Origin of the sequence: Burkholderia sp. WSM2230, assembly GCF_000472445.1 — a bacterium.
Classification (GTDB): Bacteria; Pseudomonadota; Gammaproteobacteria; order Burkholderiales; family Burkholderiaceae; genus Paraburkholderia.
The window spans coordinates 184,252-199,762 of the sequence record NZ_AXAJ01000001.1 but is presented as its reverse complement, the minus strand read 5'-3'; the positions used below and the strand labels follow the sequence as shown (position 1 = coordinate 199,762).

The window sequence follows — 15,511 nt, the reverse complement described above, 5'->3', positions numbered from 1 at the left end:
CCCGTATAGAATGTTTTGAGTAAGCCCGCGTTCGTCGCACACGCTCGGGAAACAGCGGTGAGAATTCCGCACAGTAGAACCGGCGCGGTGCGCATTAACTGCTGCGCTTGAACCGCCCTCCTCTCGCCGGAGTATGATCATACTCTGTAGAAAATGCGCGTTCATAAAAAAAAACGAAAGACGCGCGATCGCAATCGCCTAGGAAAGGGTACGGAGTTTGCTGTTCCGGCACCTGACTTCTTGAAAGGAGAATGCATATGAACAGCCATATCGACAAGTCTGCAGACGCGGGCAAACCAACGGGTTCGAGCCGCCCATGCAGCGCCGAGTTGCATAACGACCGCACGCACGACAGCACGGTCGACACCGACGGCAAGAACCACGAAGCCGCGCGCATTGCCGGCCAGGCCCCAATCGCGGTGGACGAAATCACCACCAGCAACGCCACTCTCGTCAACAGCGTGCCGGAAGCGCTCGATGGCATGGCGGGATTCGACAGCCGGGTCGGCGGCAATCATCTGCTGCTTGCACTAGAGCCGGGCTATACCGTGATCGACAAAGGCATGCTCGAGCCGCAGGCGCTGCATTCCACGGAGGATCTTTTCGACTATTCGCGCGCTGGCGAAAACCGCGGAGAACACGGCCGCGTCCATTACGCCCTTAATCATTTGCGGCCCACGCGCCTGATCGAAATACATCGCGTGAAATAATCAGGCGTTCTTGCATGTTTGTTTGAATCGCGCCGGTAAAGCCGATTTGTCGGTAGATACCGGCGCGCGCACCGTTTAAACAGGCCGCGCGTTTTTAGCGGATTTCGACGATTACAAACTGGCGGTTGCGAGACCTGCTCGCCACCGGGGCTTTTTCTTGCCGGGCAGTGCGGCGCACAATCGCCGCACGTCAAACTCAACGGAGCAGCGAATGAAAAAGATCGTCGTGATCGGCGCCACCGGCACACTCGGCCAGGCAGTGAGCGCGGAGCTGAAGGCCCGCCATGAAGTTGTCGAGGTGGGCGCGACGCGCGGCCAGTATCAGGTGGACAGCACCGACCCCGCGAGCGTCGAGCGGCTCTTTCGCGAAATCGGCAAGGTGGACGGGGTGATCACCACCATCGGCAAAGTGCATTTCGGCCCGCTGCCGCAAATGAGTGTCGAGCAGTTCTGGGTCGGCCTGCGCGACAAGCTGATGGGGCAGATCAACGTGGTGCTGGCGGCGCAGAACTATGTGAACGACGGCGGCTCGTTCACGCTGACGAGCGGCATTATCGGCGATGAGCCCATTCGCGAGGGCGCGAATGCGACGACCGTCAATCTCGCGCTGGAAGGCTTCGTTCGCGGCGCGGCGATCGAACTGCCGCGCGGCATCCGCATCAACGTGGTCAGCCCTACGGTGTTGAGCGAGTCGATGGAAGGTTACGCGCCGTACTTCCGCGGCTTCGAACCGGTCACTGCGCAACGCGCAGCGCAAGCCTATCTGCGCAGCGTGGAAGGCGCGCAGACGGGCCGGGTTTATCGCGTGGGCTACTGAGCCAGGAGCGACATACGCCGGCGCTCTCGTGCGCTGCGCCGCGCGCCGCTCAGTGCTTCTGCTCCTTCACGCGCGAGACGATCTGCGTGGGGCTCACGAACTGCAGCGCGATCAATACCCAGATGAGCGTGATCGCCATGTAGATCATCGCCATCGCGTCGATGGATTGCGGCGCGCGCACGCCGGTTGAAAACACCGCGTAGTACAGCGCGACCACGAGCGTTTGCGTCGCGGGGCCCGCTGTAAAAAACGTCAGCTCGAACATGCCGATGGTGCGCACAAGCACGAGCAGCGCGGCGGCCAGCATGCCGGGCACGAGCAGCGGCAGCAGCACGTAGCGGAAATAGCGGAACGTGTTCGCGCCGAAAATCCGCGCCGCCGCTTCGAGGTTCGGATCGATCTGCTCGATGAACGGCGTCATCACGAGAATCACGAAGGGCAGCGCGGGCACGAGGTTCGCGAGTATCACGCCGCTCAGTGTGCCGGCGAGCCCGATCTTGTACATCACCGTTGCCATTGGAATGCCGTAGGTGACGGGCGGCACCATCAAGGGCAGCAGGAAAATCAGCATCGCGATGCGCTTGCCGGGAAACTGCACGCGCGCGAGGGCGTACGCCGCGGGCACGCCGAGCAGCACCGAGAGCAGCACGACCGCGCCCACCACTTCGACCGTCACCCACAACACGCTCGCCAACTGGAAGTCGCTCCACGCCTGCGCATACCAATGGAGCGTGAAGCCCTGCGGCAGCAAAGTGCCGAACCAGCGCGTCGCGATTGAATTCACCGCCACCGTTGCAATCAGCAACACAACGTTGACGAGGAAGAACACCATCACGCCCCACACGATCACGCGCCACACGCGGCCGGGCACGCTCGCGCGCTGCTTCACGCGCTTGCCGGGCTCGCGGGCGTCGTCGCCCTGCTGTCTGGATGGCGATGCGGACCAGGAAGCCGGCGCGCCGCGATGCTCGGTCGTCATCAGCCTTTGCCTCCTGTTGCCGGGCCGCTGTAGAACAGGCGGCGCGCGCCGAGCATGGCGGCGACCACCAGCAATTGCACGAAGCCCATCACCATCGCAATCGCGGATGCGAGCGAATAGTCATAGCTTTCGAACGCGGCTTCAGCGGCGGCAATCGACATCACGCGTGTCGGCCCCGCCGGCGCGCCCAACAGCACGGCCGATGGAAACACCGAAAACGCCTGCACGAACGAAAGACACGCCGCCATCGTCAAACCCGGCACCAGCAGCGGCAGGTAGATGCGCCGAAACTGTTCCCAAGGGCTTGCGCCGAGCGTGGCGGCGGCGCTCGCGAGCGTCGGGTCAATGCCGGTCACGTACGACAGCGTCAACAGGAACGCGAACGGAAAACCGGACACGATCAGCGAAATCAGCACGCCCCAGAAGTTATGCGTGAGCCGCACTTCGCTCGCATAGAGATGCATACCGTGCAGCGCCTGCGGGAACCAGCCGTTGGGCCCGAAGTAAGTGAGCATGCCGTCGGCTATCAGCACGGTGCCGAGCGTGACGGGAATCACCAGCAACGTAGTCACGAACTTCTGATAACGCGAATGCCGCCGCAACGCGAATGCGACGGGCACCGACACGCCCACATTGATCAGCGTCGCGGGCACAGCGAGCTTCAATGTGACGAGGATGGTCGGCCACATCGACGTGTCGGTGAAGAACATCAGATAGTTGGCCCACGCACTGCCGCCGTTCATCGGCCGGAACGACAGTGCAAGACCGTAGGCGAACGGATAGATGAACAACGCGAGAATGAAGAGCAACGCCGGCGTGACGAGCCACGCCTTGCGGTCGCGCTGCCGCAAAGGCGCAGTGGGTGGAACCGGCGTGGGCAACGTCGGCGAGTTCATGCCGCCTCTGCGTCATAGACCAGCGTGCGCGACGGCGGCACCCGCAAGCTGATGCGCTGGCCCTCTTCGAACTCGCCGGGCACGCGCGCCCACAAGTCGCCGAACGCGGTCTGCACGCGTAGCAGCGAACTGTTGCCGCCATATTCGACCACGGTGACCAACGCATCGAACGCATTCTCCGCGTCAGGCGCCGCACGCTCCATGTCTTCCGGACGCAATGCCACACTCACGCGTTTGCTGTCGAACGCGGCCATCGGCGTGCCGATCAGACGCACGCCGTTTGCGCTCACCGCAACGCCTTCGCCTTGCGTGCCTTCGAGCGTGAATTCGGCGACATTGCGATAGCCCATGAAGCGCGCTACATGCAGATTGCGCGGGCGCGTGTAGACCTCTTTCGGCGTGGCGACCTGTTGCACCACGCCCTCTCTCATCACGACGATGCGGTCGGCCATCGAAAGAGCTTCGTCCTGATCGTGCGTGACGTACAGCGTCGCGCGTTCGAGCTGGCTATGAATGCGCCGGATCTCCGCACGCATTTCGATGCGCAGCTTCGTGTCAAGATTTGAAAGCGGTTCGTCCATCAGAATGAGCGGCGGCTCGATCACGATGGCGCGCGCAATCGCCACGCGTTGTTGCTGACCGCCGGAAAGCTGCCCGGGCAGCTTCCGTTCATGGCCCACGAGCTGCACCAGCTGCAGCGCCTCGCGCGCGCGCCGCATCATTTCGCTTTTGCCGACGCCTCGCATCTTCAGACCGAAGCCGACGTTGTCGAGCACGCTCATGTGCGGAAACAGCGCGTAGTTCTGAAACACCATGCCGAAGCCGCGTTTTTCCGGAGGCAATACGTCGATACGTTTGTCGTCGAGCCAGATGCCGCCGCCGCTCAGCGGTTGCAAACCGGCAATGCAGTTCAGCGCCGTCGACTTGCCGCAGCCAGAAGGTCCAAGCAACGCAATGAACTCGCCGCGCCGGATGTTCAGATCGAGCCCTTGCAAAGCCGCGATCGACTGGCCTTCCGCATTCGTGAAACTGCGGCTCACCGAATCGAGCCGCAACTGCTCAAAGTGATGCTTCATGGGCGGTTCCCTGATGCGCGCGAGCGGTCACGCGCGAATCGCACTTGCATGGATGTCCGAGCGCGGGTTATCTGCTTTGGCTATTTGGTCTTCTGCGCACCGACTTCCGTGTCCCACTTCCTGAACGCGGCGACCATTGCCGCCGCATTGAGCGGCAACACATGCGGGCGTTCCGCCAGCAGCTTCGCGTACTCGGGGCGTCCGTATTTCTTCAGGACTTCCTGGCTATGCGCGGGCGCCTGTACTTCGGTTATGCCCTTGATCGCCGGGCCCGGATAGAAGTATCCGTCGTCGTAGGTCATGGCCTGCTGCGCGGGCTCCAGCATGAAGTTCATCAGCTTGTAGAGCACGTCCAGTTTTTCCTTCGGCACGCCCTTCGGAATCACCATGTAGTGCGCGTCGTTCACCCACGTCATGTTGTCGAACGCCTGCACGCGGAAATCAGCGGGCACGATGCCCAGCGCGCGTGGATTGATGTCCCAGCCCGTCACCGTGACCGTCATGTCGCGCGTGCCCTCGCCAAGCTCCTTCATGACTGCGGACGTGCCGCCCGGATAGTACGGAATGCACTCGTTCAGTTGCTTGAGGAAAGCCCAGGTCTTGTCCCAGCCGTTGATGGGATCTTGCGGATTCCTGTCGCCGAGCACATAGGGCAGGCCCATCAGAAACGTGCGGCCCGGCCCTGAGTTCGCGGGACGCGCGTAGATGAGCTTGTCGGGGTGGGCTTTGCACCATTGCAGCAGTTGCTCCGGCGTTTTCGGCGGATCGCTGACTTTTGCGGGGTTGAATTCGAGGAGCGGTCCGGCCGGCATATAGGCGACCTCGAGGCCGAAGCCCTGCGCAAGCTCCTGCATCTTGCGCGGACCTGGCGCGTACTTGTCGAGCACGCCGGGGAACTGCGCCGCATTGTCGGGCAGTAGCTTCGTCCACAGGTTCTGTTCGATGCCGGCCGCGAGTGCGTCGGTGCCGGTCAGCACGAGGTCGATGTCCGAGCGGCCGGCTGCCTGCATCGCCTTGATCTTGCCGGGCAATTGCGGCGCGGGCGCGTTCGTGTAGGTGATATTGGCGACGAGGTTCGGATACTTCGCCTTGAAGGCCTCGAAGCCCTTTTGCGTGAGTTGAAGATCGCCGGCCACGTCGACGATATTGAGTGTGACGGGATCGGCCGCATGCGCGGCGGACGCGAATGCGGCGCTCGCCGCGAGACATATCGACACCAGCCTGAGCGACAACCTGCACGAAACAGTCATTGCGTCTCCTCGCTTCTTGGTATGAAGTCCGCCGGTCGACTACCCCGCGCGTCTTTGTCTCTTTCAACCACTGCAACATAGCGAAGCGGCACAGCCGATGTCAAGCAAATACGCGTGACCGGGTTTTCCGCACTGATCTGCCGCTACGGCCTCGAAGGCCTTCGTCGTCAATGACCTGGCGAAGTTGTATACGAGGGCAAACCCCGACCCGCTGACTCGCTGTGTCGGCAAGGAGCGAGTGTCAGTCAACCATGGGTGCAGCGTTGCGCCTCGCGTGCGAACTCAGCCGCCGCTCACGCCCTGCGTGTTCACATACAGGGAGTAAAGGCCGTGACTCGCCGCCATGAAGAGCCGGTTGCGATGACGTCCGCCGAAGCACACGTTCGCGCAGCGCTCCGGCAACGCAATGTGCCCGAGCGGCTCGCCTTCCGAGGAGAAGACGCGCACGCCGTCGAGCTCGTCGGTGCCCATGCCCCAGCCGCACCAGAGGTTACCGTGGATGTCGACGCGAAAGCCATCCGGCGTGCCCGGGCCCGCGTCGATGAGCACGCGGTTGTTCGCCAGCGCGGCGCCCGCACCGTTGGCGACGACATCGAACGCACGGATCTTGCGCGGCTCGCCCCGCGATTCGACGATGTAGAGCATGGACTCGTCCGGCGAAAACGCGAGGCCGTTCGGTCCGGATATGTCGTCGGCGACCTTGCTCACTTCGCCCGACTGGCCGTCGATGCGGTAGACGCACGCCGGCAGTTCCGATTCCTGTTTCTCGCCTTCGTAGAAGCTGTCGATGCCGAACGTGGGATCGCTGAACCAGATGGAACCGTCCGATCTGACAACTACGTCGTTCGGCGAATTGAAGCGCTTGCCACGGTAACGATCCGCCAGCACGGTGATCGAGCCGTCGTATTCGGTGCGGGTCACGCGGCGCGTCAAATGCTCGCAGCTCACGAGCCGGCCTTGCCGGTCGCGCGTATGGCCGTTCGCATTGTTCGACGACTGGCGGAACGTGCTGACCGCGCCGCTCGATTCGTCCCAGCGCAGGATGCGGTCGTTGGGAATGTCGCTCCACAGCAGATAACGGCCGTCGCCGAACCAGACCGGCCCCTCGGACCAGCGCGCGCCCTGATACAGACACTCGACAGACGCCGAAGCAAGAATCAGCGACTTGAAGCGCGGATCGAACACACGCACGGAAGGGTCGGGATAACGTCGGCTGTTGTCGGTCATGCTGTCTCTATGGGATGAATTAGTGTCCGGCACGCGCGCGCAAATTCCCGTTCGAGTGTGAGCAGCGTGCGGGCCGCATCGGCGATCTTCGCATGATGTTCGGGCGCCGTCGAACCCGGCCGCGCCCGCGGCAGCTCCACGTCGGCGAGCTGCGCGAAGCGGTCAAACGACTGCGAGCGAGCGAAAGTTTGCGAAGCCTTCGCGTTCCGGGCGAAACGGTCACATACGGATAACGGTTTTTTGTATGACAATAGCAACAAGACAATCAGATGAGCGCACAGAAAGGGTGGTAAATCCGGCAGTCCGCACCGTCCGCTAAAGCGGCCGTTTGGCGAATAAGGTCATTTTGCCCATTTAATGGGCATGAGCCGGATGGCGGCTTAAAACTGCGCCACCAGATTGTTCAGCGCTGAACGCTTGCTGGTCAAGGCGTACAGCGCACCGGGCGCGAAGACCCGAACGCTCGATGGGCCATTATCGGCGTGCCGGAATTCGCACGACAGCCAGGTCCGATTAATAGCAGACCGTTGTGGCCCCTCGGCTTTGCAAAACGTTTTTTGGTGATAGATTGTGCGGATTAAAGCCCTGCACATAAAACCTACGCAAATAACCAAGCTGAATATTTGCGAGTCTGAGAGAGTCGAAATTGTCGCTACATTTTATCGAGCAGATGGCACCGCTACTGGACGCCGCCGACGAGGCGGAATGGTTCAGCGCAGTCGCGGACCTCGCCGAGACTTGGGGATTCGACCGGCTTCTGATTGCGATGCTGCCCCGCCCGACCATGCGTCTGGAAGACGCATATGTCCGCAGCACCTATGCGCCTGCGTGGCGCCGTACCTACGACGAGCAGGGCCTCGTGCATATCGACCCGACGGTCGCGCATTGCGCGACGCGCTCGACGCCGCTTGTGTGGTCGCCGGAAATTTTCACGACTGCGCCGCAGCAGTCGATGTATGAGGAAGCCCGCGCTCATGGTTTGCGTGCGGGCGTGACCTTGCCGATTCACGGCCCGAACCAGGAAGCCGGCATGATGTGCTTCGTGAACGACGCCAGCCCGACCGACACCTTCTGGCGTCATATCGACGTGGTATTGCCGAACCTGGTGTTATTGCGCGATCTGGTGATCGACACGAGCCAGCGCCATCTGCATACACACGCCCAGACGCTGTTGCCGAAGCTCACGCCGCGCGAACGCGAGTGTCTTCAATGGACCGCGCGCGGTAAATCCACGTGGGAAATTTCCCATATCCTGAATTGCTCGGAAGCCGTCGTGAACTTCCACATGAAAAACATCAGGACCAAACTCGGCGTGAATTCGCGGCGCGCGGCAGCCGTGATTGCGACCCAACTCGGACTTATTGACCCGGGTTGAGCAACGCCGCGGCGTCGCGGCTGTGCAGTACACGCTCGGCGCGGCCGAGATCCGCGTCGGAAACAGTCTTGGTGAAATAAAGGCCCAGCAGAATGGAAACCGGCGCCGGGATTTCCGCGCCGGACTCGAAGCGGCTGCCGCGCGACTGCGTGACTCCGAAGCGAGCCCAGAAGCGGCGCTGGCTCTCTTTTTTCTTCTTGCGGTAAGCAATGATCAGAACCCGGTCCACCGCCGTGGAAGGCTCCGCCGGACGCGTTTGGAGGCCAGTTTGCGGTTGCCAGTGATTGTCGAGAAGTTCCATTTTTGTGTCCCGTCGGTTGAGTGCTGTTCCTGTCTCAAATTTTGCGATATCCGATAAGCATGCACACCTATCCAGGTAGATAGGTGGCGGAACGATTCAGAATGCATAAGTTTTCCTGCGTATTGGTTTTCCCAACACGTTCAGGAGAACGTCATGCAAACAGCGATCCGGATTGGAATGCGTCAGGAGTTCGACAACGAGGACATCAACGAGATGTACCGCCTGCGGGCGCGGGTGTTTCACGGCCGGCTGGGGTGGGACATTCCGACCATAGCGGGCATGGAGATCGACGGCTACGACGCGCTGGGCCCGCATTACATGCTGATCCAGGGCGAAGACCGGCGGGTGCGCGGCTGCTGGCGCCTCATGCCCACCGAGGGGCCGAACATGCTGAAGGACACTTTCCCGCAACTCCTGCACGGCGCGGCGGCGCCGGTCGGGCGGCATATCTGGGAGCTGAGCCGCTTCGCAATCGACACCAGCGGCGAAGAGAAGTCGTTCGGCTTCGCGGACCTGACGATGCAGGCCATCCACGAACTCGTGACTTTCGCCGACCGCATGGGCATCACGCGCTATGTGACGGTCACCACCACGCCGATTGAACGGCTGCTGCGCAAGACCGGCATTGACATCAACCGGCTCGGCTCACCGCTGCAGATCGGCGTGGAACGCGCGGTGGCGCTGGACATCGCAGTCAGTCCGAAGACCCGCACGGCGCTGTTCGGGCCGATGGCCGCAGCCGCTTAGCTGACCGGCTGCCGGGTTCCTTTGCCGCTCGGCTGCCCGGCAGCGCTGCTTTGCCGCCTGGCCGCTTACTGTCGGCCAGGTGCGCCAGTCGCGCGGCACGCGTGCCTGAGCGGCGAAACGCGAATCGCGCAAGAGCGCCTCACGAGCCAAACATCCGTTCATGTGCGCCGAGGCCGGCCGTCCCGATGGCGCTGCGGCTCTTCGCTCGCAGACGGACCGGTCTGGCGCCCATCCCTTTGAAAATTTGTGAACCGGTTGATTTACATCCTGTCCGAACGCGAGTTGGACGGTGATGATCGAAGCCCTCAACCTGACGTGGAGTGGATATGTACACACGCATTATTGTTGCTGTCGACGGCAGCCAGACTTCGCGCCGCGCCTTCGAGGCGGCGCTCGCACTCGCCAGGTCCACCGGCGCCGTCTTGCAACCATTCTATGTGGTCGAAACACGCCGCTGTACTTCGAGGCGCCGGGCTACGACCCCGCGGTGCTTCGCAACAGCCTCATCGAACAAGGTAAGGAACTCGGCGCGGAGTTTGCGCGCGAAATGGACGCGCAAGGTGTGAAGGGCGAGATACTGGTGAGCGAAGCAGCGTCGCTCGACGATGTGTCGACCGCCATACTGAAGGCCGCCGCCGATTTCAACGCCGACCTGCTGGTCATGGGCACGCATGGCCGGCGCGGATTTCGCCGCCTGATTCTCGGCAGCGTCGCCGAGCGTTGCGTGCGCCAGGCGGGCTTGCCGGTACTGCTCATTCCGTCGGCGGCAGGCAGGCCGTCGGACGACGCGCACGCGCCAGCCTGAACTTGCCGCAGCGCGATGCGGCAATCGGCATCACGACGAGCCACCCCGTTGCAACGTGCGATGAGTCACGTGATCGTCGAGCAGGCGCCGCATCGTGGCGAGCAGCACCGGACCCTCCACGGGCTTGCGCAGAAAGCCGTCGAAGCTGACAAAGGCAGGTGGGCTCGGCTCTCCGGAGACGAGTATGAAGGCCACGTCGGCAAGACCGGGCAGCGTGCGCAAGCGATGGCACAGTTCGCTGCCCGACATCACCGGCATGCGCCAGTCGGCAACCACCACGTCCACAGGCGCAGCGATGAACTGCGCGAGCGCCGACTTGCCGTCGAGCGCGGTCTTGACTTCGTAGCCCTCGGCCGCGCAGATTGCGCTCCATGCATCCAGCGCGCCGGCGTCGTCATCTACAAGCAGTACGGTTGCCATGTGCAATTGTCCTATCGCTTCGACAACCTGCTTCGCAACCCGCATGCCAACGCGCGCTGATCGCCTGAACGAACAGCATGCGCGCGGCAAGCAAGAAAGCAAAGCCGGAACCGGCGAGGGCTGCCGCCGGGCGACATGGTCAACTGCCGCTCATGACATCCTCGCCTGTTGTTAACAATAGCAACTCAATTGCGGCCCCGCACGCGCACTGCTTGACTTTGCAACTTCAGGCGCGCGCGAGAGCAGCCGCGACGAGACGCTGCTGTTCGTCGTGATGCGCGCGTATCGACGAATGAGCACCCGAGGGGCTCTCGCGCCGGCACACGTCGACAACGCGGCAGTTCGACGGAACTGCCCGCCCGATTTCGTCGCGCACGAAATGCCATGCGCCGTGCTTCTTCTCTTCTTCCTGCGCCCACACCACTTCCGCGAGCTTCGGGAAAGCGGCGAGCGCAACGGCAAGCTCGCTCGTCGGGAACGGGTACAACTGCTCGACGCGGATGAGCGCGGTTCGCGTGTCGCCAGAGGCATCGCGGGCCGCCTGCAAGTCGTAGAAGAACTTGCCGCTCGACAGCACGACGCGCGTCACTTCTTCGGGCGAAGCCACGCTGCTGTCGCGCAGCACCGGAGCAAACGCGCCGCCGATCAGCTCGCCGAGCGGCGAATGCGACCGCGCGTTGCCATAAAGCTGGCCTTTCGGCGACATCACGACAAGCGGCTTCGGGTCCGCACTCAACGCCTGCTCGCGCAGCATGTGGAACCACTGCGCCGAGGTCGACGGCATCGCGACCTTCATGTTGCCGCCGGCGCACAGTTGCAGGAAGCGGCTGATGTAGCCGGTCGAATGCTCGGGACCTACACCTTCGTGGCCATGCGGCAGCAGCATCGTCAAGCCGGACGGCTGTCCCCATTTGTACTCGCCCGCGGCGATGTACTGATCGATGATGACCTGCGCGCCGTTCACGAAGTCGCCGAACTGCGCTTCCCAGATAGCCAGGTGCGTGCCCGTCTGCACGCTGTAGCCGTATTCGAAACCAAGCACGGCCTCCTCGGTCAGCGGCGAATTGACGATGTCGAACTCGCCTTGATGCACACCGAGGTTTTGCAGCGGCACATATGGTTCCAGCGCGCCGGACGTGTCGCCTTGCGAATGCCACACCGCATGACGGTGCATGAACGTGCCGCGGCCGACGTCCATACCGGAGATGCGCACACTATGCCCGTCGTCGAGCAGCGTTGCGTAGGCAAGGTTCTCCGCGAAGCACCAGTCGACAGCGGCTGTTTCGTGAGCAACGCTTTTCTGCCACTTCGCCGTCACATTGCGCACGAAGTCGTGCAACCGCAACTCCGGCGGCGTGCGGGTCAATGCCGCAGTGAGCGACTGCACGCGCGCGAGCGTCACGGGTCGCGTGCGCTTCGTCCCGTTGCCGCGCGGCCGCGACAACGTTTGCGCAGCCGGCGCCTGAAGGTGCTTCAATGCATCCGCGCGCAATTCCTCGAGCGGCGTTTCTTCGCCGATGGCCGCGTGATACAGCTCGGTGACCGTCTGATGCGTAGCAATCGCCGCCTGCTGCAACGGCTGCGTGAGAGCGGGAATGTCATGCTCCGAGTGGCCCAGACGCCGATAGCCGATCAGGTCGATCACCACATCGGCCTCGTGCTCCATCCGGTATTGCAATGCGAGCTTCGCGGCGCGCACTACTTCGTCGGGACGGTCGGCATTCACGCGGATTACGGGCGCGTCGATCATCCGCGCAATGTCCGTGCAATAGGAATGCGCTTCGGCATCCATCCGGTTGGGCGTCGTAAAGCCGATCTGATTGTTCACGATCACGTGGACGGTGCCGCCCAATGCATATCCTGCCTTGCGCGTCATGTTCAGCGTTTCCATCACGATGCCCTGGCCCGCGAACGCGGCGTCGCCGTGCACCACGAGCGGCAGGCAGCCGAAGCCGCGGTGTTCGTCCTGATATGCGCGAGCCATGCCGCTCACGACCGGATACACGCTTTGCAGATGCGACGGATTGTGGGCAAGGAAGATTGCAACCTCGCCATTGGGCGTCTTTCTGACCGTGTCGCCGCCGAGGTGGTAAGGCAGATCGCGCTGTGCGGCCGCAGCATCGGAATCCGGATCGAGGCAGGCGACCAGCTTCGCCGGGTCAAGACCCATCACGTTGACGAGCACATTCAGGCGCCCGCGATGCGGCATGCCAGCGAACACCCGCTGAACGCCATGAGCGGCAGCCTGATCGACAATCGCTTCGACGAGCGGCACGAGGCTCTCGCACCCTTCGAGTGAGAAGCGCTTTGCATGTTCGAACGTCGCCGCGACATGACGCTCCCACATCTCCGCAGCCACGAGGCGACGCAGCAGACGGCGCCGCTGCTCGCGTGCCGGCAATGGCGCGAGCTGCTCGGCCTTCAGCCATGCGGACAATTGGGCGCGGCGCTGCGGGTCGCGTATGCCGGTCAGATCGAGGCCAATTGCGCCGCAATAGACGCGCCGCAGTTGCCGCTCGAGTTCATGCACGGCAGCCGAGGGCGGCAGCAGTGGATTCTCGGCGCCAATCGGCTGCGCCGGTTCGAGCCCGTGGAACACGGGGTCGAGCTCGGGCACCTCGGGCACAGGCGTAAGGCGCAGCGGGTCGAGCAAAGCCTGACGGTGACCGTGCTGACGAAACGCGTCGATAAAGCGGCGGACTTGCAGCGTCCGCGCGACCGAAGCCAGTTCGCCTGCCGGTTCGAGAACCGCGCTGGCCGGCGAGCGTGAAAGAACAATCGATTCAGAAGAGACGTGGGACATGTTGGATAGCGTGCGGAAGAAATCGTTAATTGGATTTCGCTGTCCACGTCCGGATGCGCGGGCAACGCCCGTTGACGGCAACGCGGCGGCTGGCCGCGCCCCCCGGCAGACAGCAAAACGGCAAGGAACGCAATGCGGATGCGGGCTTGCAGTCGCGCTCCGTCTTCTGTTTGTTATCGAGCCGGTCCGCGCGACCGGCTCGTGTCTCCGTCCGTTGCCTGCCTCGACTTCTACTGGGCCGTCATGAGCCACGCACCGGCGTCGCTCACTTCGTTCGTGTGAGGCGCATGCGAGTCGCGCGCGGCGCGCCGTTGTCTGGACGCGTCGTCGTCGAGCTTGAAGGTGCTGACGGTATGAGTGAGTTGCTGCGCCTGGTCCTGCAGGGCCTGCGCGGCCGCGGCGCTTTGCTCGACCAGCGCGGCGTTTTCCTGTGTGACCTTGTCCATCTGCGTGACCGCGTGGTTGATCTGCTCGATGCCTTCGCTTTGCTCCTTGCTCGACGAGCTGATCTCGGCGACGATCTCCGTCACATGGCGAATGCTCCTCACGACTTCGCTGATGATCTGCCCGGCTTCCTCGACCATCTTGCCGCCGGTGCCGACCTGATTCACCGAGTCGGCGATCAATTCCTTGATTTCCTTCGCCGCGACGGCGCTGCGCTGCGCGAGCCCGCGCACTTCGCTTGCGACCACCGCGAAACCGCGGCCGTGTTCGCCGGCGCGGGCCGCTTCCACAGCGGCGTTCAGCGCGAGAATATTGGTCTGGAATGCAATGCCGTCGATCACGCCGATAATCTCGACAATCCGGCGCGACGACTCGTTGATCGCGCTCATCGTGCTCACGACCTGGTTCACCGCCTCACCGCCCTTGACCGCGACGTCCGACGCATTCGATGCAAGCTGGTTCGCTTCGCGTGCGTTGTCGGCGTTCTGCTTGACCGTCGACGTGAGCTGTTCCATCGCAGCCGCCGTTTCTTCGAGCGAACTTGCCTGGTGCTCGGTGCGGCTCGACAAGTCCATATTGCCGCTCGCCACTTCGCGCGTCGCCTGGCTGATCGTGTCGGTGCCCTGGCGCACTTGCGCGACAATGCCGTGCAGGTTGCCGGTCATGCGTTCGAGCGCGGTCAGAAGACGCCCCACTTCGTCGGTCGAATCGATCTGCAGACGATGCGTTAGATCGCCGGCCGCAACCGCTTCGGCGAGAACCACCGCCCGGTTGATGGGCCGCGTGATGGTGCGCGTGATGAAGATGCCCGTGGCGATCGCGATCGCGGTTGCGAAGAGCGCGAGAAGAATCATCTGCAGCTTCGCGCTGTGCGCTTCGGCAACGGCGTCGGCGACATCGTGCGCCATCCGTTCGGCCTGCACGTCGACCATCTTGTCGACGAGCAGGTAGTAAGCGTCCTGCAGCCGTGCCATGTCGCCCTGATAGACGTCGCGCGCTTCCTGCTGCTGGTTCTTGCTGACCAGATCGAAAAAGCTCTTCACGCTCACGCCGTATGCCGAACGTGCGTCGAACTGCTGCTTGAAGAGGACCTTGGTTTCGTCGCTGGTCAGGTGCTTTTCGAGTTCCCCATAGGCCTGCGCGTTGGCTTTGCGGATGGCCGCATAGTCGTCCATATACTGCTTCGCCTTGTCCGGCGATGTAGTCAGCAGCAGATTGCTCAGAATGCCGTTTGCCTTGTAGCCGTTGCTCTTGATCTGATTGCTGAGCGCAATCAGCGTGTAGCGATTGCTGACGATCTCGTCCATCTTCGTGTTAGTGGACTGCAGATGCTCGATGCCCACCACGGCTGTGCCGACAAGCAGCGCAACCATTAGCGCAAAGGCGGAGCCGAGCCGAACTCCGATTCTCAAATTCGAAATCTTCATGTGTCTAATTCCTTACCCAACAGCCCGATCAAAGTTGTCGCGAAGCGCGCGCAGACCGCGGCGAGGCGGCGCCGCTGCTGCGCTTCGGCGTGAAAATCTCCCCCTTTCGAAGACGGTTCACTGCGCCCAACGCCAGAGGCCAGCGTGCGCCGACGCGGGCGCCTCTTAGTCCGCCCTTTCTCGTTGCCGTCGTTTTCCTCAGAAGATATGACGACACAATTTCCTAAACCTTGA

Annotated in this window: 13 protein-coding genes and 1 pseudogene; 5 read left to right on the top strand and 9 right to left on the bottom strand. The window is 62.7% G+C overall.

The features are described from left to right. The first annotated feature begins 257 nt into the window (after positions 1 to 257). Both A3AC_RS0100880 and A3AC_RS0100875 read left to right on the top strand, forming a co-directional pair. Positions 258 to 710 (top strand): DUF3005 domain-containing protein, encoded by a 453-nt coding sequence (locus A3AC_RS0100880; protein WP_025596584.1) that lies wholly within the window; start codon positions 258 to 260, stop codon positions 708 to 710. A 211-nt stretch (positions 711 to 921) separates the two neighbouring features. Continuing rightward, entirely contained in the window at positions 922 to 1,527 is a 606-nt protein-coding gene (locus A3AC_RS0100875; protein WP_025596583.1) for a short chain dehydrogenase, read from the top strand. A 49-nt stretch (positions 1,528 to 1,576) separates the two neighbouring features. On the opposite strand, the gene A3AC_RS0100870 is transcribed toward A3AC_RS0100875, so the two are convergent. From A3AC_RS0100870 to A3AC_RS0100850, 5 genes are all read right to left on the bottom strand, one after another. After that, on the bottom strand, positions 1,577 to 2,506 hold the full coding sequence (locus A3AC_RS0100870) for an ABC transporter permease (protein WP_025596582.1): 930 nt from the start codon (positions 2,504 to 2,506) through the stop codon (positions 1,577 to 1,579). Then, positions 2,506 to 3,402 (bottom strand): ABC transporter permease, encoded by an 897-nt coding sequence (locus tag A3AC_RS0100865; protein WP_035474424.1) that lies wholly within the window; start codon positions 3,400 to 3,402, stop codon positions 2,506 to 2,508. The genes A3AC_RS0100870 and A3AC_RS0100865 overlap by 1 nt, the downstream gene beginning before the upstream one ends. Further along, entirely contained in the window at positions 3,399 to 4,478 is a 1,080-nt protein-coding gene (locus A3AC_RS0100860) for an ABC transporter ATP-binding protein (RefSeq protein ID WP_025596580.1), read from the bottom strand. The genes A3AC_RS0100865 and A3AC_RS0100860 overlap by 4 nt, the downstream gene beginning before the upstream one ends. An 80-nt stretch (positions 4,479 to 4,558) precedes the next feature. After that, positions 4,559 to 5,728, bottom strand: a complete 1,170-nt coding sequence (locus tag A3AC_RS0100855) for an extracellular solute-binding protein (RefSeq protein ID WP_025596579.1) — start codon at positions 5,726 to 5,728, stop codon at positions 4,559 to 4,561. A 282-nt stretch (positions 5,729 to 6,010) separates the two neighbouring features. Further along, a complete protein-coding gene (locus A3AC_RS0100850; protein ID WP_025596578.1) occupies positions 6,011 to 6,955 on the bottom strand; it encodes an SMP-30/gluconolactonase/LRE family protein in 945 nt (314 codons plus the stop codon). Between the two features lie 670 nt (positions 6,956 to 7,625). Between A3AC_RS0100850 and A3AC_RS0100840 the strand changes: the two genes are divergently transcribed. Then, positions 7,626 to 8,330: a helix-turn-helix transcriptional regulator gene (locus A3AC_RS0100840; RefSeq protein ID WP_025596576.1), complete on the top strand. Its 705-nt coding sequence runs from the start codon at positions 7,626 to 7,628 to the stop codon at positions 8,328 to 8,330. On the opposite strand, the gene A3AC_RS0100835 is transcribed toward A3AC_RS0100840, so the two are convergent. Then, positions 8,314 to 8,631, bottom strand: coding sequence for a hypothetical protein (locus tag A3AC_RS0100835; RefSeq protein ID WP_025596575.1), 318 nt, complete (start codon positions 8,629 to 8,631; stop codon positions 8,314 to 8,316). The genes A3AC_RS0100840 and A3AC_RS0100835 overlap by 17 nt on opposite strands. A gap of 153 nt (positions 8,632 to 8,784) precedes the next feature. Here A3AC_RS0100835 and A3AC_RS0100830 point away from each other — a divergent pair, with 153 nt between their 5' ends. Continuing rightward, the gene (locus A3AC_RS0100830; RefSeq protein ID WP_025596574.1) at positions 8,785 to 9,378 is read left to right on the top strand and encodes an acyl-homoserine-lactone synthase; all 594 of its coding nucleotides are present in this window, start codon (positions 8,785 to 8,787) and stop codon (positions 9,376 to 9,378) included. A 326-nt stretch (positions 9,379 to 9,704) separates the two neighbouring features. Continuing rightward, positions 9,705 to 10,183, top strand: a pseudogene (locus tag A3AC_RS28930) (universal stress protein). Between the two features lie 30 nt (positions 10,184 to 10,213). Here the strand turns inward: A3AC_RS28930 and A3AC_RS0100820 are convergent. The 3 genes from A3AC_RS0100820 to A3AC_RS0100810 all read right to left on the bottom strand — a co-directional run bounded on the left by A3AC_RS0100820 (position 10,214) and on the right by A3AC_RS0100810 (position 15,277). After that, positions 10,214 to 10,603, bottom strand: coding sequence for a response regulator (locus tag A3AC_RS0100820; RefSeq protein ID WP_025596573.1), 390 nt, complete (start codon positions 10,601 to 10,603; stop codon positions 10,214 to 10,216). 226 nt (positions 10,604 to 10,829) lie between these two features. Then, complete coding sequence (locus A3AC_RS0100815) at positions 10,830 to 13,406, bottom strand: 2-oxoglutarate dehydrogenase E1 component (RefSeq protein WP_025596572.1); 2,577 nt, start codon at positions 13,404 to 13,406, stop codon at positions 10,830 to 10,832. Positions 13,407 to 13,636: 230 nt separating this feature from the next. Further along, positions 13,637 to 15,277, bottom strand: coding sequence for a methyl-accepting chemotaxis protein (locus tag A3AC_RS0100810; RefSeq protein WP_025596571.1), 1,641 nt, complete (start codon positions 15,275 to 15,277; stop codon positions 13,637 to 13,639). Positions 15,278 to 15,511 lie beyond the last annotated feature (234 nt).